The sequence below is a fragment of the Paenibacillus sp. JCM 10914 genome, from assembly GCF_001315105.1.
In the GTDB taxonomy this organism is placed as follows: domain Bacteria; phylum Bacillota; class Bacilli; order Paenibacillales; family Paenibacillaceae; genus Paenibacillus_AQ.
Genome location: NZ_BAZR01000005.1, coordinates 231594 through 251730 on the forward strand (window position 1 = coordinate 231594; position 20137 = coordinate 251730).

Below are 20137 nucleotides of genomic sequence, written 5' to 3' on the forward strand. Positions count from 1 at the left end.
TAGTATGATTACTAATTCTAAAAACTATAATACTATCTTGAAGTAGTAGGAGTTTGCTAATAGTGGCACAAGAATACTGCTTCTATGTATCTCTATTGTTGCTGTTCTGTTTTTATCGCTTGGAAGGGGAGAGGCTGCCTTCGTTGATCCCCTTGATTAATTCACAACAGGTACTCCAGATGGGCACGGAGGATCAAATAATATCGGACAAAGCTTTGTAGCTGGAAAGACGGGGTACATGTACGATCTGGAATTACATATGCTCGCCGTACCACCTCCTATTGTTACTGTAACCATTGAAATTCTTGAGGGTCAAACGATGACAGGAAACGTGTTAGGGACTGGAAGCTTCAGTAGTAGTATCCGTACCCGGACTCCCAGGAGGTTGGGTGCCAGTAACATTTACAGATGGCGTTTACTTGCAAGCTGGGAATACGTATACAATTAAAATGACGACATCAAGCCAGACTGGTCAGGTACAATGGCAATTGCTTGATCAAGGCGCTTATGCCAACGGAACCCAGTTTTATGAAGGTTTATGGGGAGATCTTGCGTTTGATTTTTTCTTCAGAACGTATGTCGCCGATGAGCAAAGGCAATACGCGACGGAGTTGGTAGTAAGTTCACTATCAGGCAACTATGGGGACACCGTCCAACTGAATGCGGATTTAACTATTTTTTTCTATATAACTTTAGTTAGATTACAAATCCATATAACTATAGCTATAATATCTAAAATAAAATGCTACGGAGCTGAACTTGAAGAGAAAAAGAGGGAGAAGAAAGGAAGAAACATCTATGATCGGAAAAAGTTTTATAAACTCAAATGGAAGGCGTAAGGAGTATAAGAAAGTTGGAGGGCTGCTGTTTTTTTGTGTGATAATTGCTGCTGTTATGTTTTTGTCACTTGAGGGAGGGGAAGCGGCCTCAGTTGACCCACTCGATCAATTCACGCCAGACAATCCGAATACCCATGGCGGGTCTCATGATGTGGGTCAAAGCTTTACTGCTGGGCTAACAGGCTATATGTACGATCTTGAATTAATTATGCTCAATGAATCAGCTCCTTTGGTTACGGTGACAGTTGAAATTCTGGAAGGGCAGACGATGACAGGCAATGTGTTGGGTACGGTGAGCTTTCAGAGCAGTGCCGTTGTTCATAGGATTCCGGGGGGATGGGTTCCCATAAGATTTACGGAAGGCGTTTATCTGGAAGCAGGAGAAACGTACACGATTAAAATGACAACGTCGCTTCAGACTCAACAGCTGCAATGGAGCATGTTTTCGTCGGATGTGTACAGTGGAGGGGGGCCATACTATCTTGGTCACTGGAATCATCCCTCATCGGATTATGGATTCCGAACATATGTCGCAGCTGAACAGCGCGATTATTCAACGACTTTGTCTGTTCCAGTGGTGTCAGGGATCTATGGAGATGCTGTCCAATTGAAGGCTGAGTTGACAGCTGGGGGAATAGCGCTGCCTTCGCAGATGGTATCCTTTGAGATTAACGGGGTGTCTGCTGGGTCTGCGCAGACGAACGAGCACGGAAGTGCAGTAATTAACTATGCGTTTATGGTTCCAGGTAGTTATACGATAACGGCATCCTATGCGGGAGACAGTCCTTATCAGTCGAGCAGTGGGACGGGTACATTAAACGTGGATAGGAGACCGTTAACGGTAACAGCTAATGATGTGGGGATGCAATATGGCAGCCAGATTCCAACTATGACTGCCTCCTTCTCGGGACTAGCGTCTTGGGATACGGCTACTTCTGTTGGAGTACCATCATTCTCAATAAACGCAACTTCGGGAAGTAACGTTGGGCAGTATACTATTACACCATCTGGCGTGACATCGGGGTACTATACAGTAACGTATGTTCCAGGAATTTTGACGATTGAGGAGGCTCCGCTTAGTGTTACGGTAGATAACGTAACCCGATTTTACGGAGCAAGTAACCCAACGTTTGTTGGTACGGTAACGGGTGCGCGAGCTCAAGATGGGATTACCGTGGCCTATGCAACAACAGCGGATGAAATGAGCGAAGTCGGAACATATCCAATTAATGCGTCACTGAATGATCCGAACGGTAGGCTGGGGAATTATGATGTTACGACAACATCTGGAACACTGACGGTTGATCAAGCTCCTTTGACTGTGACGCCAGACTCATTTGCACGCTGGGAGAATTACGACAACCCCGTGCTAACAGGATCTATAGCTGGTGTCATCGGTACAGATGATATTACGGCACTCTATGAGACCATCGCCGTGAGGAGCAGTGCAGTGGGAACGTATACCATTGATACCGAAATTAACGATCCACAAGACAGAATTGGAAACTATGATGTTACAGTTGTACCTGCGGAGCTTGTTGTGTATGCCGCTCCATTGCCCATCTTGTCGGGCGGGGATACGGACCAGAGTGTCACGGGTGATGTTGGATTGCCGATGACAGACGGAGGAGGAAGACCGATTGTGTGGACTTCCTCAGATAACGATTTGCTTGATTCGGCAACTGGTAGCGTACAGCGACCATCCTATTTGGAGGGAGACGCAGAGATCACGCTTCAGGCCAGAGTTACGGCAAATGGAGAGGTGTACGAGGTATTCTACGATTTGACTATACTTGCGGAGGATATGACAGACGAGGAAGCTGTGGCGATCGATGCTCAGGATGTAGAAATCGGTTATACACCGGGAGACGATGCCGCACAGGTACGTGGTACTGTTACGCTACCTACTAGCGGAGCCAATGGGTCGACAATAGCGTGGACATCTTCACTCCCAACTGTGATTGACCCAGATACCGGAGCTGTTCGTAGACCCTCTTTCTTCACAGGCGATCAATCTGTCACGCTAGAGGCTACGATATCCAAGGGAACAGCAACCCAGACGCTGACGTTCCAACTCACAGTTATACGTACGAATAATATGGGGGGCGGAGGCCATGGAGGAACAGGAAATATTGATGGAACAGGAAATATTGATGGAACAGAACCTGTGCCACCTAAACCAGGGCTTTATGTTGAAATTGAAACGCCACAAGGAAAAAAGAGAATTGAACTCTCCCGTGCTGATGGGGCTAAGGGGATAATACGAATCGCTACGGACGAAGCGGTTGGAGAATTCACGCTTCACGGTGAGGTGATCCAGCGACTCAAAGCGTTAAATGCGGACATGGTGCTTACCTTTGCTACATCGTTGAAGGAAATAGATTTCCCACTGGCCGAATGGGGGAGCACGAAAGAAGACAGTGCTCTTGCGATAAGGATTAGTAATGAAAAAGAAGATTCGAGAATTGCTTCTGTCATTAGTGAGCTGGAGGCTCAGGTCCTTGCCGGTCCAATTCGATTTGAGGCAAAAGAGCTTAGTAGAAACGAGCAGCAGGTAGGGCTTAGTCCGTTCTCACAAAATGTTGAACGACGCATATCGTTAGGGAATGTGTCCGTATCCGAAACATCTACCGTTGTATGGTGGGATGAGGAGCGATATGAGCTGAGGTATGTTCCTGCACGTTTTTCGACGGAGAACGGAGAGTCTGTGGCGATTGTACAGAGCAAAGGCACAGGTCTTTACTTCGTCATCGACCGAAAGGTGAGCTTTGATGACATGCAAGGTCACTGGGGAAGAAAAGAAGCGGAAAGGCTTGCTTCTAAATTAATCGTGCAGGGGCGTGGAGCGAATCAGTTTGATCCGAAAGGTACACTTACACGTGCTGAGACGGCTGCCTTATTGACTAGGGCTCTCGGTATGTTATCTTCGGGAACAGGTTCAAGCTTTACTGATGTTCAGGCCCAATGGTACGCGGCAGATGTTGTTGCCGCAGCACAGAGTGGTCTAATTACAGGCTATAGTGATGGAACGTTCCGACCTAGTGAGTCCATTACTCGACAGGAGCTGGCGGTTATGATGACAAGAGCCCTCGCTCTTGGAGAGGGAGAGGGTGACCGTCAACAGTCTCAGGCAGGTCAATGGCAGCCAGTGGATGCAGATCATGTATCCCCTTGGGCAGTAGAAGCCATTCATCAAGCGATTGGTCTGGGAATTATGAAGGGTGACGAATCTGGCTATATTCGACCGCGGGCAGTCACTTCACGAGCAGAAATGGTCGTGATGCTTTCCCGCATGTTGCAAGTACTGAACGGAATTTAATAGATTTATGAATGAAAATGCGTAAATGCAAGGGTTCATAGCCCAGCGGTTACGCTTTTTCTTTTTTTATACTAAAGCTCGCCCAGATCGTCTGCCTGAAACCGGCCATGTACTGGTTCCATTTATGTAATAGACGGTAGGGGGAGGCGGATTGTTGCAAACGGAACCAAATACCCGGGAACCGCAGGCTCCCGGGGGATGGACTTCAACCATGGTGAATAGATTTTGGCTAGATCTGCCTTGCCTCGAGTCGCCTGGCGATGATCGACAGCGTGTAATTCAAGGTGAAATACAGGGCCGAAGCGAGGATGAGTGCAGGGATGACAAAGTTATGGTTGGAGCCGCTGAGAATTTTAACGTGCCGCATCAACTCAGGTAATGCAATGATAATGGCAAGCGAAGTATCCTTAATTAAGGAAATGAATTGGCTTACCATCGGTGGTGACATTCTGCGCAAGGCAAGCGGGAGTATGACGTGGCGCAGCGTCTGCATATAACTAAGTCCCGAAGCTCTTGCCGCTTCGATCTGCCCCTTATCGACAGACACGAGGCCGCTGCGAACAATCTCAGAGATCATAGCCCCTTCAAATAAAGTTAATCCGAGCACGGCTGCCCAGAACACCGGAAGGCGTATGCCTGTCTGTGGCAGTATAATTCCGATGAAGAAGATGATCAGCAGCAGCGGCAGGCAGCGAATTAGGTCGATCAATACGGCTAACACGCGTGACAGAACCCGGATCTTGGCATACCTCACCGTACCCAGCACGGTCCCGAGAATGAAGCTGAATACAATGGACAAGCCGGCAACCTGGAGGGTGATCCAAAACCCTGTGAGCAGGTACCGCAGATTCGGCCAGGTGTATGTACCGACAAAATCCATTTCATATCACCTCCTTATCATAAACGGTTCGCTGGCTCAATTGCTTCTGGCGAATCGACGTTCCATATACTGGACGGCAAGGCTGAGTGGAACGGTCAGCACGAGATAGAACGCAGCTACGAGCGTATAGACCGGTAGCCCTTTGAAGGTACTAAGATTGATAAGATCGGCATAATACATCAAGTCGAGTCCGGCGATGACGCCCAGGACGGAAGAGTTCTTGACCAGATTGAGCATTTGGTTTCCGATCGCTGGCAATACGACTTTGATGGCTTGGGGCAGCACGATATAGCGCATGTTCTGGATATAGCTGAGTCCGGATGAACGGGCGGCCTCCGATTGCCCCGAAGGGACAGCTTGCAGGCCAGCCCGAATGGCTTCGGCAATGAAAGCAGCTGTGTAGAACGTCAGGCCTAGCGTACCTGCCGGAAATGGCTCAATCGGGAAACCGAGCGCCGGGAGTCCGAGGAAAAAGAAAAATACGACCATTAAAACAGGGATATTGCGAATGAATTCGACATAGACCGTGCCTAGTGCTTGCAGGATGCGTATCGGAGCGATACGCATAATGGCAATGAGCGTGCCGAAGGCGAGACTTCCGATAAGACCCAGAAAGCTCGCCCAGATCGTTTGCCTGAAACCGGCCATGTATTGGTCCCAGTGGTCGAACAAGATGCTAAAATCCCATATATTTAAATGCAAGGTGGTTCACCTCCTCTGTACGGCCGTCACGGGAAAGGACCCGCTCGCTGCCAGCGAGCGGATGATTGAAGGCAAGCTCCAGTTCCATCAAGCCATTGCATGAAGCGTGGCCGTACCGTCCAAGCCAGATTACATTACTCCGGTTTGATGCCCATCCACTGCTCATACAGCTGCTCGTATTCCCCGCTGTCCTTCATCTCCTGCAACAGCTCGTTGACGGTCTTCACGAAATCCTCGTTGCCTTTCTTGATGGCCATGCCGTAGGCTCATCCGTAAAGTTGCCGCCTACGAGCTCATATCCAGGATCCTGCTGCTGCATGCCGAGCAGAATGGCGTTGTCCGTTGTTAGTGCATCGCCTTGGCCGGCTCGGAGCGCCGTAAAGGCATCCTGGTAGTTCTCGAATTCAAGGATAACGGCATCCGGCGCTTTCTCGCGAATGTTCTGTGCAGACGTCGAGCCTTTCACCGTGAGCACCTTCGTATCTTTATTCAGGCTCTCGAGCCCCGTGATCGAGCTGCCTTTCTTCACCAGCAGGGATTGGCCGGCTTCGAAGTACACATCGCTGAAATCGACTTGTTCTTTCCGTTCTTCCGTAATGGTCATCGTAGCGATGATAATATCGATATCGCCATTCCTTAGCATGTCGATTCGGGTCTTGGAAGTGACTTCTTTCAATTCGACTTTCGTCTCATCTCCGAGAATTTTCTTGGCGAGTGCTTTGGCGATATCGATATCGAAACCCTCCACGTTCCCGGTGGCTGGGTCCTGGAGGCCGAATAGCTTCGTATCGTATTTCACGCCTGCCACGACCTTACCTCGTTTCTTGATGGCATCCAGCGTGCTGGTGTCGCTCGAGCCTCCACAACCCGCCGCGACAAGCATGATCATCAGCGCCAGTATAGCTGACCCCCACCGAAATGTTCTGGATAAACGTTTACTCATGTTTAAGATCCCCCTTAACAAAATATGGTCTGCTCCATTATCGTTAGTGATGAAGAAGCCGACTGAGAAATACGCGTGCACGTTCTTCGCGAGGTTGGTTGAAGAAATCCGCAGACGCTGTATCCTCGACAATACGGCCCTCGTCCATGAAGATAATGCGGTCGGCGACTTCCCTCGCGAAGCCCATCTCATGGGTAACGATGACCATCGTCATGCCTTGATGGGCAAGCGAACGCATCACGTCCAGTACCTCGCCGATCATCTCCGGATCAAGAGCTGAGGTCGGCTCATCAAAGAGCATGATTTTCGGATTCATCGTTAAGGCGCGGGCGATGGCTACCCGCTGCTGTTGTCCGCCTGACAACTGGGAGGGGTAGCTGTCCGCTTTATCGGCAATGCCGACACGACGGAGATAGACATTCGCCTGCTCGGTTGCCTGCTCTTTGCTCAGCCCGAGTACCTTCATCGGAGCGAGTGTGATGTTATCGATCACTTTTTTGTGTGGGTAGAGATTGAAATGCTGGAATACCATGCCGATATCCTGACGGAACCGATTCAGGTTCAACTTGCGATCATGAACATGGCTCCCATTGACGATGAGCTCACCGTCGCTAATCCCCTCAAGTCGATTCATGCAGCGAAGCAGCGTACTTTTCCCGGAGCCGGAAGGTCCGACCACGACGACAACCTCACCTTGTGCGATGGTCAAGTCGATTTCTTTCAGAACGTGGAAGGTTCCGAAGAATTTGTGGACACGCTTGAATTCAATCAGTGGATATCCCCTCCTATTGGTTTGGTATGGGATGAGAGAATGACATGTAAGCTTTTGTCCATCTTTGGTGCCAGGCCCTTTAACACTGGTATGGTAACAGGAGCTTGTTCCATTCCACTTTCGGGAAAATTTGTATCAATATTATGAAAAGTGGTCTATAATTGGGGTGAAAGAAGGGGGAAGCATGAAATCACGTGGGGCAATAACTGAAATCGACCTGGTTCGCGGATTTGCAATGATGGGCGTGCTGATGGTGCATGCGACTTCATTCGCTACCGTTCGAATGCGCGGGGACGATTTTTTTGGGTTGTATAACTTTTTGAACATTTTCTCGAAGGTCGGAACAACGACTTTCATATTCCTGAGCAGCTTTGTGCTGTTCTATAACTATTATCATCGTACGTTTGGACGCAGCGATCTCGCGCGTTTTTTCCAGAAACGGATGATGTATATTGTGGTGCCGTATCTGGTATTCTCGGTTATCTTTTTCACAGTGGCTTGGTATCATCGCGGGGGAGTGACCGATATCACGGCGATGCTCCAGAGCTTTTGGCCGAAGCTGGCGACGGGAAAGGCGTACACGCACCTGTATTTTATTTTCATCAATATCCAGTTCTATCTGCTATTTCCGCTGGTGCTGCTGCTTCTCAAGCGTTATCGATGGCTGGCTGCTTCCAGCGTGTTGATTGGGATCGTGCTGCAATGGATATTCTATATCGGCAATGATGCTTGGTGGCACGTAGTTAATCGCAATAGCTGGTCGTTCTCCTACCTATCCTATTATTTTCTCGGGGCCTGGCTGGGGATTTACTATGAGCGAGTAAGATCGTGGTTGACGGATGCCGGTTCAGGCTTCGGTCGCAGGTTGGGCTGGATGCTGTTATGGGGCGTATGGCTTGGTGCGGCTCTCGTGCATATTGGTCTAAGATACAATCAGCGCCTGTTTGGCGTGGAATACCATCCTCTGTTGTATGATGCCTTTTGGAACGTGCACACATTGACTACCACACTTGTTATGATGCAAGTGGCGTTTCGCTTTGGCGGATCACGTGTTTGGTGGCTCCGCGGCTTCCGTAGGCTCGGAGTGTACTCTTTTGGTATTTATCTTGTGCATCCGCTCGTACTGCTCGTCTATCGCGAATTTCCGCTGCGTACGGACCATTCCTGGCTGCAACTGCTCTGGTATGCGGGCGGATTGGGAAGTGCGATTCTCGTGTCGTACCTTGTCGTATATAGCATCAGTCGGCTTGGGGGCTGGACCTGGATCCTGTTCGGCAAATTGCCAGGAAGACTCAGTACTGGTAAGGAGCCGGTGCAGCAGGTGAGCGGGAAGACCTCGGTATCCGAGACGACATCGTAAAAAAAGAATAGGATGATAAGCCATGGCTGTGCTAAGAATGAAAATTCTTGCATCACCATGGCTTTGATTTTGCTTAGCCATCGATCCCGAGGATTGCTCTTTTTCTCTGCTTCCACGGGAGTTTAACGGGAGGGGTTCGTATTCGGATGGTCTCCTCAATGATCAGAGTCAAATTTCAGATAAGGTGCTCTTTTTTTCGGAAACCGGAGTGATCGACGGGATCTCGTGCTATATTTTATTGGGATAGGAGATGGAAGCAGGCTGAGATTCCAAGGTGAGGAGATGAGAAGATGAGTGACAATTCAAACAATCTAGTAAGCGGTTTCATTAAGGCAGACGGCAAGCGGCTTGTGAACGGGGATGGACAAGATATATTACTACAAGGCGTAGGTCTTGGTAGCTGGTTGTTGCCGGAGGGATATATGTGGAAGATGCCGGAGCAAGGAGACCGGCCAAGGCGCATAGAAGCGATGGTGCGGAGTTTGATCGGCGAAGAGAAGGCAGCCGCTTTCTGGGAAACTTATTATGAGCGCTATATCGCCGAAGAAGATATCCGGCAGATCGCCAAGGAAGGGTACAACTCGATTCGGGTACCGATCAATGCCCGTTTTATTATGGCTGAAGGACAGCAGCCGCCATTTGAATATCATGCCGGACATCTTGGCATGATCGATCAGGTCATTGAATGGTGCAAGACGTATTCCCTGTATGTTATTCTGGATCTGCATGGTGCCCCGGGTGGACAAACGGGTGCGAACATTGACGACTCGGAGCGGGATTTGCCGGAGCTGTTCACCGATCCGCTGAATGCAGAGCGTACCGTAGCTCTCTGGCGTATGCTGGCAGAACGGTACAAGGATGAATGGATTGTAGCAGGTTACGACCTGCTCAACGAACCGCTGCCGGACTGGTTCAGCAAGTACAATGACCGGGTCATGCCATTATATAAAGAGATTACAGCAGCGATCCGCGAGGTGGACAAGCGGCATATGATCATATTGGAAGGCGTGCACTGGTCGACGGACTGGAGCATTTTTGATCATATCATAGATGATAATGTACTGTATCAATTCCATAAATACTGGAATAACCCAGATTCGGAAAGTATTCAGAAGTATTTGGACTTCCGCGAGGAGTGGAACGTCCCGATCTTCATGGGTGAAGGCGGCGAGAATAATCCGCAATGGTATACAGGCGCCTTCCGGATGTTTGACGATCATCGTATTTCATGGAATTTCTGGACATGGAAGAAGATGAATACGCAGAATTCTCCGTTCTCGATTCGGATGCCGGATGGATGGGATCGGTTGACGGCGTATCTTCAAGGCGGGGATAAACCGGCGGCGGATGAAGCCGAAGCCATTCTGAATCAATATTTGGATAATCTGCCGCTGGCGGCGTGCGATGCATACCCGAACGTATCCCGGTCTCTGCTGCGGCAGCTGCCGCTTCAAATTCCGGCGGAGTTTTATGGCTACCAGGGAGAAAGCGTATCTTACCACATCGGTACAAAGGCCAGCCGTGACATCGGGTTCCGAGTCCATGACGGAGTCCCACTGCGAATGATCACCGGCAAGCAAGAGCAACCGAGCTATTCGCCAGAAGGCGGGAAGCCGTGGGTTGAGGATAATTTGATATGTGTGCAACTCCAGGAAGGGGACTGGCTCGCATATGATGCGTTGTGTCCAGCCTCCGGTACATTCCAGTTGTCTGTTCGGGCCTTGCTGCCAGAGGGTGACGCCGAGATTATGCTGCAAGTGGGTGAAAGTGAGCCGGCTGCGGTAACGTTACCCGGTAACGGGGAGTGGGAGGTTCACACACTCGCAGCCGATCTGTATCTGGAAGAAGGCCCCGTTAACCTGGTGTTTATGGTGAATCAGGGACGGCTCGAACTGGATTGGCTTGAATTTGCGTAAAACCTGTATAGGGATGATATAAAAAGGAGAAGATGGTCATGGCAGAGAATGCGGCTTTATCCGAAGAGTTGTATCAGTGGTTAAGCGGAAACGATCTGGATTCGAAACAGTATACGGCGATGCTGCTGCTAAGTACAACGGAAGACGGCTGGCCGCATACGGCGATGATCAGCGTAGGCGAGATTGTGGCGTTGGATCCTGCCCATCTGCGATTAGGGTTATGGCACGGTACCGTCACAACCGGGAATCTCCTGCGCACAGGGCGTGCAACACTGGTGGCGATTCATGAAGGAGTTGCTCATTATGTGCGAATGCGGCTCCTCGCGCTTCCTGACTTGCCTCAGGCCCTTCATCCCCGTCAGCGTTTTGCTGCGGACATCGTTCATGTTCGGGAGGATGTTGCGAAGTATGCAGATATATTGTCCGGTGTCACGGTGAGACTACACAAACCGGACGAGGTTTTGCAGCGCTGGGAGCATAGTATTCAGGAGCTTCTGAAGTGAGGCATTCGTAAGTAGAACGCGGTACGTATGCGAACTGTCAACATGGTAGCGGCAGTTCGCTTACGTATGAATATAGGTTTGGATCGCATGCGAGAAGTGCTTATTAAAATGTATGGAATCTTTTTCTTAGGTATTTGCTATCGCGGCTCATTTGTGTTAAGATATGAATATCGAATACGACCTGAATTCACATATTGTAGAGGGTTGTCATTTCTGGTAACCTTGTGCAATATGTGAATTTTTTTATTCCGATTGCGAAGAAAAAAGGTCATGTAAATATATATCAAGGAGGATTCCCCCATGCAAACAGGAACTGTTAAATGGTTTAATGCTGAGAAGGGCTTTGGTTTCATCGAAGTTGAAGGCGGTAACGATGTATTCGTTCACTTCAGCGCGATCCAAGGCGACGGCTTCAAGACGCTTGACGAAGGCCAACGCGTAGAGTTCAACATCGTTGAAGGAAACCGTGGACCACAAGCTGAGAACGTTGTAAAGCTGTAAGTACAACTGAAGACTGCCCTTAATGTGTGACATTAAGGGCAGTCTTCTTTTATAAGGCGGTTCTATTCTATGACAAGAACTAAGGAGGAACGTTCATGTATTCGCGTAAAAACTCTATGGAGAGTATTCCTGAAGAAATAACGGAAGTCTGGGCATGCACGACGGAAGACTGCAAAGGGTGGATGCGGGACGATTTTGCGTTCGACACGGAGCCAGTATGCCATTTGTGTCATTCCCCTATGGTCAAGGAATCCAGAACTCTGCCCCAGCTTGTCAACACCAACAAACAGCAGAAATCGCTAAGCAAGGGAATTCAGATTGAGCGAAAATAGCAGCTAATACCTAGAGAAAGCGCTGGGACTACACGCCATTTGATTGATACTTGATACTAACCCAACTGGATTTATTGTTTATTTATAAATCCCTCCTATTCGTGTTTCAGGATGAGGAGATTGGTTAGATATACAGTGTACCCTGACATCAAGAGTCAGATTTTCTTGTCCAGGGGCCAAAATTCAAAGGAGTGAAATGCATTGAACACGCAAACCGAGGTACTGAAGCGCAACATCGACAACATGATTATCCAGGACAACCAAGAGGGACTGAATGATCAGGAGAAGTTCATCATGCAGAAGCTGATGCGCGAGAAATATCAACAAGAGCATGAAAGTAAACAGGAACAGCGTGAGCAAGACAAGGAAGAATAAGACGGTAACCGTTTCATATAAGTATCACAATTGAAACGATGCCCCAGTCACGGCTTGAAGATTGAGGCAAAGACAGAAAAAGGCATGGATTGCAGCTGGATATCAGCTTGCGATTCATGCCTTTTTTTGGTTTACCCGAAAAATGAAGCCCTATAAACGAAATCTGAAACCTTACAGTTGAGGGGCGTTGTGGATACAATATTATCAGATAGCTTGTAAGGGTTTACACCATATCAGACAGGCTCAACATGGAGGTCGTGATCATGCAGAATCAGCTCAATGGTAAATCTCCCGAAACCGGCACAGCTGCGCTAAGGAAGCCTTCTGAACCTGGGAGGGGCAATAAGCTTGCCCGAGACCAATGGCTGCGAAAGTTCTATAGCCAGCGGCATCTACAGATTATGGCACTGCTCGGTGTTGTGTGGTTGTTCATCTTCCACTACATCCCGATGTACGGCGTAATCATCGCATTTAAGGAATTCAATATCGTCAAATCCATTGGAGAAGCACCCTGGGTTGGGCTGACACATTTCAAGGAGTTCTTCGCCAATGATGACTTTGCCACAGTCATGAAGAATACGCTTGGGATCAGCTTACTGAAGTTGTTTATCGGATTTCCGCTTCCGATCATATTCGCGTTATTTCTGAATGAAGTCCGTTCCGTGCGTTATAAGCGCACGATCCAGACGATTTCATACCTGCCCCATTTCTTATCTTGGGTCATTCTGGGCGGGATTCTGATGACGTTCCTGGCAGACGTGGGTGTTATCAATAAAATTTTGCTCACCCTGAATCTGATTACGGAGCCCATCACGTATTTGGCGGAGCCGCAATATTTCTGGACGATTGTCATTACGTCGGATATTTGGAAAGAGCTGGGATGGTCCGCTATCATTTATCTGGCCGCTATCGCAAGCGTCTCGCCTGAAATGTATGAGGCTTCCACGATTGACGGAGCTGGGCGTTTTCAGAAGATGTGGTATATTACGCTCCCAAGCATCAAATCGACGATCTCGATTCTGTTCATCCTGGCGATGGGCGGCATGCTCAACTCCAACTTTGACCAGATCCTGGTGCTTCGCAACACGCTGAATGAGAGTGCGAGCAATGTTATCGATATCTTCGTATACAACACGGGAATTCAGAACGGTCGCTATTCTTACGCACAAGCCGTCTCCCTGTTCAAATCCGTGATTGCCATCGTCTTGCTGTTGATCGCTAACCAGGTAACCAAAAAATTGAACGATACCTCATTATTCTAGGAGAAGGGAGCTGCAATCATGCTTAAACGCAGAACGAAAGGTGAAGCGTTCTTCGATCTATTCAACAACTTCGGCATGCTGATCGTATGCTTTCTAACCATATATCCCATCTGGTATGTACTGATCAACGCCTTCAATGACGGGCAGGATGCGATGCGAGGCGGCATTTACTGGTGGCCGCGCATATTCAGCCTTGAGAATTTCGTCGCCGTGTTCCAGAGCTCAGGCATTATGACGGCTATGGGCATCACGGTGGCCAAGACGTTAATTGGCGTGGTAGTGCATGTTCTCTTCACGGCCATGGTGGCCTATGCCTTATCACGCAAAGGATTGATCTTCGGTAAATTTTATATCTTTATGGGAACGGTCACGTTGTTCTTCGGCGGCGGATTAATCCCGACGTTTCTGCTGATCAAGGATTTGCATATGCTCGACAGCTTCCTGGTGTACATCATTCCCGCAATGTTCAGCTTTTTCGATCTCATTATCTTCATGACCTTCTTCCGCGAAATTCCCGAGGGTCTTGAGGAAGCGGCCCGGATTGATGGAGCGAACGATTGGGCGATCTTCTTCCGGGTTGTACTTCCGGTTTCAATGCCGGTTATCGCGACGATCTCCCTCTTTCATGGGGTATATCAATGGAATGATTATTTTACAGCCCTTATCTATGTCAACAATACGGATTTGCACCCGATTCAGACGTATCTGTACAGGGTTGTTGCGCAGTCCAGCTCCAATCAGATGTTGGCCCAAATTCCGAGCGGGGTGACCAAGTCGGTTACATCACAGTCGATTAAGATGGCGACCATGGTGGTTACTACCGCGCCGATCGTGTTCGTCTATCCGTTCTTGCAGCGTTATTTCGTGAAGGGCATGATGATCGGCTCGATCAAGGGTTGAGTGATGTCGCTCTATTCGCTAGGTAGTATCTCTTGTCTCTTGGGCAAGGGTTCTATATAATCATATTTCTAAATAAGAAAAGGGGTAAACACATGAGCAAGATGCTAAAGCCAAAAAGCCTGCTGTTAATGATGTTTGCATTGGTTATGGCCTTTACTACAGCATGCTCTTCCGGTGGGGATACGAAGACGTCGTCGGAGAAAGAAGCCGAGAAGCCGCCAGCTGAAGAGGCACAGCTGACACAGGATCAGCCCGGATGGCAAGTTGATACTTCACCAATTACGTTCGATTGGTACATTAACTTCGCCTGGTTCCCGAGCAAGTGGGGAGAGGATATGACATCCAAATACGTAACAGAGAAGACCGGAGTTAACGTGAATTTCATCGTTCCGGCAGGAAATGAGAACGAAAAGATGAATACGATGATTGCATCGGGTTCGTTGCCGGATTTCATTACGCTGGGCTGGTATGAAGACGCTGTCAAGAAGATGATCGAAGGTGATCTCGTACTGCCGCTGAACGAGCTGGCCGATCAATATGATCCGTATTTCTATAAGGTGACTGACCCTGCGAAGGTTTCCTGGTATACGAAGGAGAACGGTAACATTTACGGATATCCAAACGCATCCTCTTCTCCGAAGGATTACGAGAAATTCAGCGACAATATCTTGTCTAACCAGACGTTCCTGGTTCGTAAAGATATGTATGAAGCGTTAGGCGAACCCGATATGCGCACACCGGAAGGATTCCTGAAAGCGCTTGAGGATGCGAAGAAGATGTTCCCTGACGTGAACGGTCAGCCGTTGATTCCATTCGGCCTCCATGACTTCCATGATAAGGGGAATAGCTCCCTTGAAGGCTATCTGCAAAACTTCCTTGCGATTCCGCAAGACAAGGACGGTAAACTGTATGACCGCAGCACCGATCCGGAGTATATAAGATGGTTGAAAACATTGCGTCAGGCTAACGAGAACGGCTTGATGTCCAAAGACATCTTCGTGGATAAACGTCCACAGATGGAAGAGAAGATGGCGCAAGGACGTTATTTCGCGATGCTATATCAACGCAGTGACATGGCCAACCAACAAAATGCACTGTTTGCTAACGATCCGAACTCGGTCTACATTGCGGTAGACGGTATGTTTAATTCCAATCTGGATCAACCGACTCTTTCTGGGCCATCGATCTCCGGTTGGACGGTTACATTAATCTCGAAAAATGTTAAAGATAAGGCCCGTGCGATTCGCTTCCTGGACTACCTCATCTCTGAGGAAGGACAACGTGACACATTCCTGGGCATCAAGGGTGAAACTTGGGACACCATTGATGGCAAGGATCAATTCCTGCCTGAAGTGACAGAGCTTCTCCAAAGCGATCGCGGCGCGTTCGATAAGCAATATGGGGCTTCGCACACGTTCTGGATGCTGATGGACAACAACGTTACGGCCGCCTGGCAGCCACCAGCAGTTGAGCCGTTCAAACAGTTGGAAGATTGGACTCGTGGCAAAGCGATGAGCTTCTCGCAATTCGACCAACTGGATCCAGACGGCAACTCCGAAGAGGGCATTATTAACGATAAGGTTATGACAGAGTGGGGCAAGGTATTGCCGAAGCTGATTTTTGCAAAAACGGATGCCGAATTCGATACCATCTGGAATGAATATCAAGCGAAGCGCGAATCCCTCGGATTCTCGAAGGTTCATGATTTCAGACAGAAGAAATACGAGGAGCACGTGGCAAAACTGGCGGAGTTTCTGAAATAAGATGTGATCATATCTCAAGCAAGATGTGATGCCTAGCGCTCATAAGGTACTCTATTATTTGAATTTCAAATAATAGGGTGCCTTTTGACGCATCCAGCGATAATATAGGGGAGAGTAATCTTAACGGGGCCACGGGCGCTCTTTTGTATCTGCCCCTCCTCGAATATAAGCTCATTAACAGGAAGTGACCCCATTATGATGCAACGAATGGCATCGTTCATTCAATCATTTATGTATTGGTTCGAACGCAGATCGATGCAGAGTCGTCTGGTTGCGGCCTATATTGTCATACTGCTGATTCCGAGTATTATCGTTTCGAATTATTTCTTTCAACAAATCAAAGATACGTATATTAAGGATGCACTGAACCAGAACTCGTTCCTGCTGGAGATTGAGAAGCTGAATATGCTGAACCAGATTGAGGCGATTGACACCGCCGCACAATTGTCCACGAGTAGTCAGGAGATTAAAGACTATTTAATCAGTGAGGGGCTGGATGCGCCAGAATTGCTGGAATTCCGGCGAGGTCCCTTTGAGGATATCGAGGCAATTCAGACCAACAACCCTAATATAGCGCATTTACGCATTTTTACCGGCAATACCAAAACGACGGAGTTATGGCCGATCATTTTTCGCGAGGATAGAATCCGCTTCGAACCGTGGTTTGAGGAGATGAAGCAAAGCGACGACGGCGAGTTGTGGGTGTTCAGTCACAATGATCCGGATATTTTGCAGCGTTTCGCCACGGCTGCATCGGAGGATATGCCCAAAGTATCGCTGATTCGGCATGTGCAGGATAGAGATGATCACGGGCTGCTGCAAGTGGATATGCTGCTGCGACATTTTGCCCCGAAGACCTTTGCCGGCATTCGTGACGAGAGCTCCCAGATGGTCATTGTCGACCGGGAAGGAACGCTGTATATGGATCGCCGCCAATCGTTCATGGGCACGTATGATGGACTTCGTGAGGAAGTGGGGGCACAGTTCAGCCTCCTTCAGAGTCAGGCCGGAGAGGAAGCGCAAGTGATGCATGCCGAGTTCAGTGTGAATGGCGCTTCTTTCCTACTCATTTCGACCCCGGTGGAGCGGCTGCAAGCCCATGTGTTGAACGTGGTATCGCTGGAAGGTGCGCTGCATCAGGTATCCATGGCGCAGCGTCAGATTATCGCGGTGAATATCGGGCTCATCGTTCTGTTGTCTGTGATAACCTACTATCTCAATTCCATCATATTGAAGAATCTTCGCCGACTCACGGATTCGATGAAAAAAGTGCGTAAAGGGGAAGTTACGACAGGCATCGCTATTCGCGGTGGGGGAGAGGTAGGTGAACTTGCCCATCATTTCAATAAATTGATGCGTACGATTAATGAATTGATTGCGCAAGGGATTCAGAAGCAAGCGGTAACGAAGGAAGCGGAGCTGCGGACGCTGCATAGTCAGATCGATTCGCATTTCTTATATAACACGCTGGAGAATATTAAGATGCTGGCCGAGATTGAAGGGCAACGGACGATCTCGGACGCGTTGACCTCGCTTGGAGGAATGATGCGTTATAACTTCAAATGGTCCGGCGAATACGTGAAGCTGAAGGATGAGATCCGTCATATTCGTAATTATATCGATGTCATGAATATTCGCTTTGATGATCCGATTCAGCTGGAGTTGAACATTCCTGTCGAATACATGGAGCTTGAAGTGCTGAAGATGTCCTTACAGCCTATTGTCGAGAATGCTGTGAAGCACGCCTGGCCCGACTCTTCGGATCTGGAGAAGCGTGTACGGATCGATGTGACGGCATGGGAAGACGATTTGATTACCATTCATGTGACGGACAATGGGCAAGGCATGGAGTCTTATCAGCTTGGCAGGTTGAACGAGATTCTGCGGACGGCAGACACGGCGGATCTGCCGCACGGAGATTATGGGCGAGGCGGACAGCAAGTGGAAGGCATCGGTCTCCAGAATGTGCATCAACGAATCCGATTGTTCTATGGAGAGCATTACGGACTTAAGGTGAGCAGTGAGGAGGGGGAATTTACGCAGATCATGATGAAGTTCCCCAAAGTTCTGCTAACAGGAGGCGGTAATGGACATGAGAAATCTGATAATCGTAGATGATGAGAAGAATATACGAAACGGCCTTAGTATGATGATCGAACGGGAGTTTCCGAATCAGTATCAGATTCGGATGGCAGCTCAGGGCCAGGAAGCGCTGGATATGTTCCGGAAGGATCCGGCCGAGGTTGTGATTACCGATATTCGGATGCCGGTCATGGACGGCATCACGCTCATTGAATCGCTTGCCGGACTAGCGGGAACGACCGAGGTGAAACCGGTCTTGATTATCCTCAGCGGGTATGATGATTTTGAATATGCCAAAGCAGCGATCCGGTATCAGGTAAAGGAATACCTGCTCAAGCCGATTCGGCGCGACGAACTGTTTACCGCACTGCGCAAGACAGAAGAGACGCTGCAGTGGCAGGCGGACATCCACCAACGGATGGCGAGCGGCGAGACATACTTGCAGCAGTTGCAGGCTCATGCACTCAAGGAACTGCTGGAGCAGCCGCGAGATACGGCTATCGATTTAGAAGCAGCGTCAAGGGCGATCGGTTTCGAGCAATACGTTAAGCCGTTCCGAGTTGCTGCGATAAAGTATAAATATGAAGATGGCAATACGATGAATAAGGAGGAGCTCAAGCAACTCATCGATTGCGTCATGGAAACCTCAGAGGAACGAAACGGTGGCAACTGCTTCGATTCCAGTGGTCGGCTTGTACTTATTGGACGCTCCGAACGCTGGTGTGCGGATTTGGCTGAGAAGTTCAAGGAACGCGAAATGGACGGACTTTTTATCGGCATCAGTGAGGAAGGCACACGTATGGAGCATATCCGCAAGGGCTACGATCAAGCGCTGAAGGCCTTGGGTTATACCTTTGTACATCCGAATGTGAAGCAGGCATCCTATCAGGAGCTGCACGAGCAGCTTAACATGTATCCCATTCCCGAGGATCATCTCCGCAGGCTTGGCAATATGCTCGGAACAGACCGTGAACGGGAGATCAAATTGCTGTTGCTCGAGATTTTTCATATCCCGGATATGCCGCACGTGGATGTATCGTATTTAGAACAAGTGAGCACACGAATCAACGAGCAGATTCTGGATGAAGTATTTCGTATGTATGGTGAGTCGATGGTGGAGGTATTGAAGCTGTACCGTAAGGTGGGAACGATGGACAATCATCGTCATTTCCATGCCTATTTCAGAAATCTGGAGCATCTTCTGTTGAGTGTGAATGAATATGTGAAGAGCATCCGTTCTGCTCATAGCGAGCATTCCGAGATGAAAGCTGCCGTGACTTACATGGAGGCGAACTACCATAAGCCCCTGAATATGGCGATGGTCAGCAATCACGTATCCTTGAATTATTCTTATTTCAGTGAAGCATTCAAGGCTCACACCGGTGAGAACTTCGTCTTATATCTGAAGAAGCTCCGCATCTCCAGGGCGAAGGAACTGCTTCATAGCAGTAACCTGAAGCTTGCGGATATCGGTAAGCAGGTCGGTTTCGAGAATATGAAGCAGTTCTCGCGGGTGTTCAAGGAGCTTGAAGGCATCTCGCCGCATGAATACCGGCTTAAGGTATATTCAGATGCAGGTAACCGGTAGAACGAACCACAATGAACGGAAACAAAGACACCTTGCTGCTTCTCCAGCGTGATCTGGAATAAGTAGCAAGGTGTCTTTTGGATTGAGTCGTAGGACGTCC

Annotated in this window: 16 protein-coding genes and 1 pseudogene; 13 read left to right on the forward strand and 4 right to left on the reverse strand. The window is 48.8% G+C overall.

Translation table 11 applies throughout. The features are described from left to right. Nucleotides 1-389: 389 nt before the first annotated feature. Together JCM10914_RS09520 and JCM10914_RS09525 are read left to right on the forward strand one after the other, a co-directional pair. Complete coding sequence (locus JCM10914_RS09520) at nucleotides 390-839, forward strand: hypothetical protein (protein ID WP_036717516.1); 450 nt, start codon at nucleotides 390-392, stop codon at nucleotides 837-839. Next, nucleotides 799-4158: an immunoglobulin-like domain-containing protein gene (locus JCM10914_RS09525; RefSeq protein WP_023960056.1), complete on the forward strand. Its 3360-nt coding sequence runs from the start codon at nucleotides 799-801 to the stop codon at nucleotides 4156-4158. Before JCM10914_RS09520 ends, JCM10914_RS09525 begins: the two co-directional genes overlap by 41 nt. Before the next feature lie 229 nt (nucleotides 4159-4387). Here the strand turns inward: JCM10914_RS09525 and JCM10914_RS09530 are convergent, their stop codons facing one another. The 4 genes and pseudogenes from JCM10914_RS09530 to JCM10914_RS09545 all read right to left on the reverse strand — a co-directional run bounded on the left by JCM10914_RS09530 (nucleotide 4388) and on the right by JCM10914_RS09545 (nucleotide 7455). After that, nucleotides 4388-5038 (reverse strand): amino acid ABC transporter permease, encoded by a 651-nt coding sequence (locus JCM10914_RS09530; RefSeq protein WP_023960058.1) that lies wholly within the window; start codon nucleotides 5036-5038, stop codon nucleotides 4388-4390. Between the two features lie 36 nt (nucleotides 5039-5074). Next, the gene (locus JCM10914_RS09535) at nucleotides 5075-5728 is read right to left on the reverse strand and encodes an amino acid ABC transporter permease (RefSeq protein ID WP_036717581.1); all 654 of its coding nucleotides are present in this window, start codon (nucleotides 5726-5728) and stop codon (nucleotides 5075-5077) included. 146 nt (nucleotides 5729-5874) lie between these two features. Next, a pseudogene (locus JCM10914_RS09540) lies at nucleotides 5875-6764 on the reverse strand (transporter substrate-binding domain-containing protein). Then, a complete protein-coding gene (locus JCM10914_RS09545; RefSeq protein WP_052019696.1) occupies nucleotides 6727-7455 on the reverse strand; it encodes an amino acid ABC transporter ATP-binding protein in 729 nt (242 codons plus the stop codon). The pseudogene JCM10914_RS09540 and the gene JCM10914_RS09545 overlap by 38 nt, the downstream one beginning before the upstream one ends. 184 nt (nucleotides 7456-7639) lie before the next feature. On the opposite strand from JCM10914_RS09545, the gene JCM10914_RS09550 reads away from it, so the two are divergent. The 11 genes from JCM10914_RS09550 to JCM10914_RS09595 all read left to right on the forward strand — a co-directional run bounded on the left by JCM10914_RS09550 (nucleotide 7640) and on the right by JCM10914_RS09595 (nucleotide 20037). After that, nucleotides 7640-8815 (forward strand): acyltransferase, encoded by a 1176-nt coding sequence (locus JCM10914_RS09550; protein WP_023960063.1) that lies wholly within the window; start codon nucleotides 7640-7642, stop codon nucleotides 8813-8815. A 290-nt stretch (nucleotides 8816-9105) separates the two neighbouring features. Next, nucleotides 9106-10731, forward strand: a complete 1626-nt coding sequence (locus JCM10914_RS09555) for a cellulase family glycosylhydrolase (RefSeq protein ID WP_023960064.1) — start codon at nucleotides 9106-9108, stop codon at nucleotides 10729-10731. Nucleotides 10732-10769: 38 nt separating this feature from the next. Further along, nucleotides 10770-11234, forward strand: coding sequence for a hypothetical protein (locus tag JCM10914_RS09560; RefSeq protein ID WP_023960065.1), 465 nt, complete (start codon nucleotides 10770-10772; stop codon nucleotides 11232-11234). Between the two features lie 300 nt (nucleotides 11235-11534). After that, complete coding sequence (cspD, locus tag JCM10914_RS09565) at nucleotides 11535-11735, forward strand: cold-shock protein CspD (RefSeq protein WP_006207896.1); 201 nt, start codon at nucleotides 11535-11537, stop codon at nucleotides 11733-11735. A 95-nt stretch (nucleotides 11736-11830) separates the two neighbouring features. Next, entirely contained in the window at nucleotides 11831-12067 is a 237-nt protein-coding gene (locus JCM10914_RS09570) for a cold-shock protein (protein ID WP_023960066.1), read from the forward strand. Nucleotides 12068-12268: 201 nt separating this feature from the next. Beyond that, entirely contained in the window at nucleotides 12269-12442 is a 174-nt protein-coding gene (locus JCM10914_RS29230; protein WP_023960067.1) for a hypothetical protein, read from the forward strand. Nucleotides 12443-12705: 263 nt separating this feature from the next. Then, nucleotides 12706-13704: a sugar ABC transporter permease gene (locus tag JCM10914_RS09575; protein ID WP_023960069.1), complete on the forward strand. Its 999-nt coding sequence runs from the start codon at nucleotides 12706-12708 to the stop codon at nucleotides 13702-13704. Nucleotides 13705-13722: 18 nt separating this feature from the next. Beyond that, a complete protein-coding gene (locus tag JCM10914_RS09580; RefSeq protein WP_023960071.1) occupies nucleotides 13723-14604 on the forward strand; it encodes a carbohydrate ABC transporter permease in 882 nt (293 codons plus the stop codon). 92 nt (nucleotides 14605-14696) lie between these two features. Then, nucleotides 14697-16367, forward strand: coding sequence for an extracellular solute-binding protein (locus tag JCM10914_RS09585; RefSeq protein WP_023960073.1), 1671 nt, complete (start codon nucleotides 14697-14699; stop codon nucleotides 16365-16367). Nucleotides 16368-16562: 195 nt separating this feature from the next. Beyond that, the gene (locus tag JCM10914_RS09590; protein WP_023960075.1) at nucleotides 16563-18485 is read left to right on the forward strand and encodes a sensor histidine kinase; all 1923 of its coding nucleotides are present in this window, start codon (nucleotides 16563-16565) and stop codon (nucleotides 18483-18485) included. Beyond that, on the forward strand, nucleotides 18460-20037 hold the full coding sequence (locus JCM10914_RS09595; protein WP_036717527.1) for a response regulator: 1578 nt from the start codon (nucleotides 18460-18462) through the stop codon (nucleotides 20035-20037). The genes JCM10914_RS09590 and JCM10914_RS09595 overlap by 26 nt, the downstream gene beginning before the upstream one ends. Nucleotides 20038-20137 lie beyond the last annotated feature (100 nt).

Bases quoted from the DNA above. Each gene is read 5' to 3' on its own strand.
- JCM10914_RS09525 (WP_023960056.1), top strand. From the start codon at position 799: ATGATCGGAAAAAGTTTTATAAACTCAAATGGAAGGCGTAAGGAGTAT.
- JCM10914_RS09530 (WP_023960058.1), bottom strand. From the start codon at position 5,038: ATGGATTTTGTCGGTACATACACCTGGCCGAATCTGCGGTACCTGCTC.
- JCM10914_RS09550 (WP_023960063.1), top strand. From the start codon at position 7,640: ATGAAATCACGTGGGGCAATAACTGAAATCGACCTGGTTCGCGGATTT.
- JCM10914_RS09555 (WP_023960064.1), top strand. From the start codon at position 9,106: ATGAGTGACAATTCAAACAATCTAGTAAGCGGTTTCATTAAGGCAGAC.
- JCM10914_RS09560 (WP_023960065.1), top strand. From the start codon at position 10,770: ATGGCAGAGAATGCGGCTTTATCCGAAGAGTTGTATCAGTGGTTAAGC.
- cspD (WP_006207896.1), top strand. From the start codon at position 11,535: ATGCAAACAGGAACTGTTAAATGGTTTAATGCTGAGAAGGGCTTTGGT.
- JCM10914_RS09570 (WP_023960066.1), top strand. From the start codon at position 11,831: ATGTATTCGCGTAAAAACTCTATGGAGAGTATTCCTGAAGAAATAACG.
- JCM10914_RS09575 (WP_023960069.1), top strand. From the start codon at position 12,706: ATGCAGAATCAGCTCAATGGTAAATCTCCCGAAACCGGCACAGCTGCG.
- JCM10914_RS09580 (WP_023960071.1), top strand. From the start codon at position 13,723: ATGCTTAAACGCAGAACGAAAGGTGAAGCGTTCTTCGATCTATTCAAC.
- JCM10914_RS09585 (WP_023960073.1), top strand. From the start codon at position 14,697: ATGAGCAAGATGCTAAAGCCAAAAAGCCTGCTGTTAATGATGTTTGCA.
- JCM10914_RS09590 (WP_023960075.1), top strand. From the start codon at position 16,563: ATGATGCAACGAATGGCATCGTTCATTCAATCATTTATGTATTGGTTC.
- JCM10914_RS09595 (WP_036717527.1), top strand. From the start codon at position 18,460: ATGAGAAATCTGATAATCGTAGATGATGAGAAGAATATACGAAACGGC.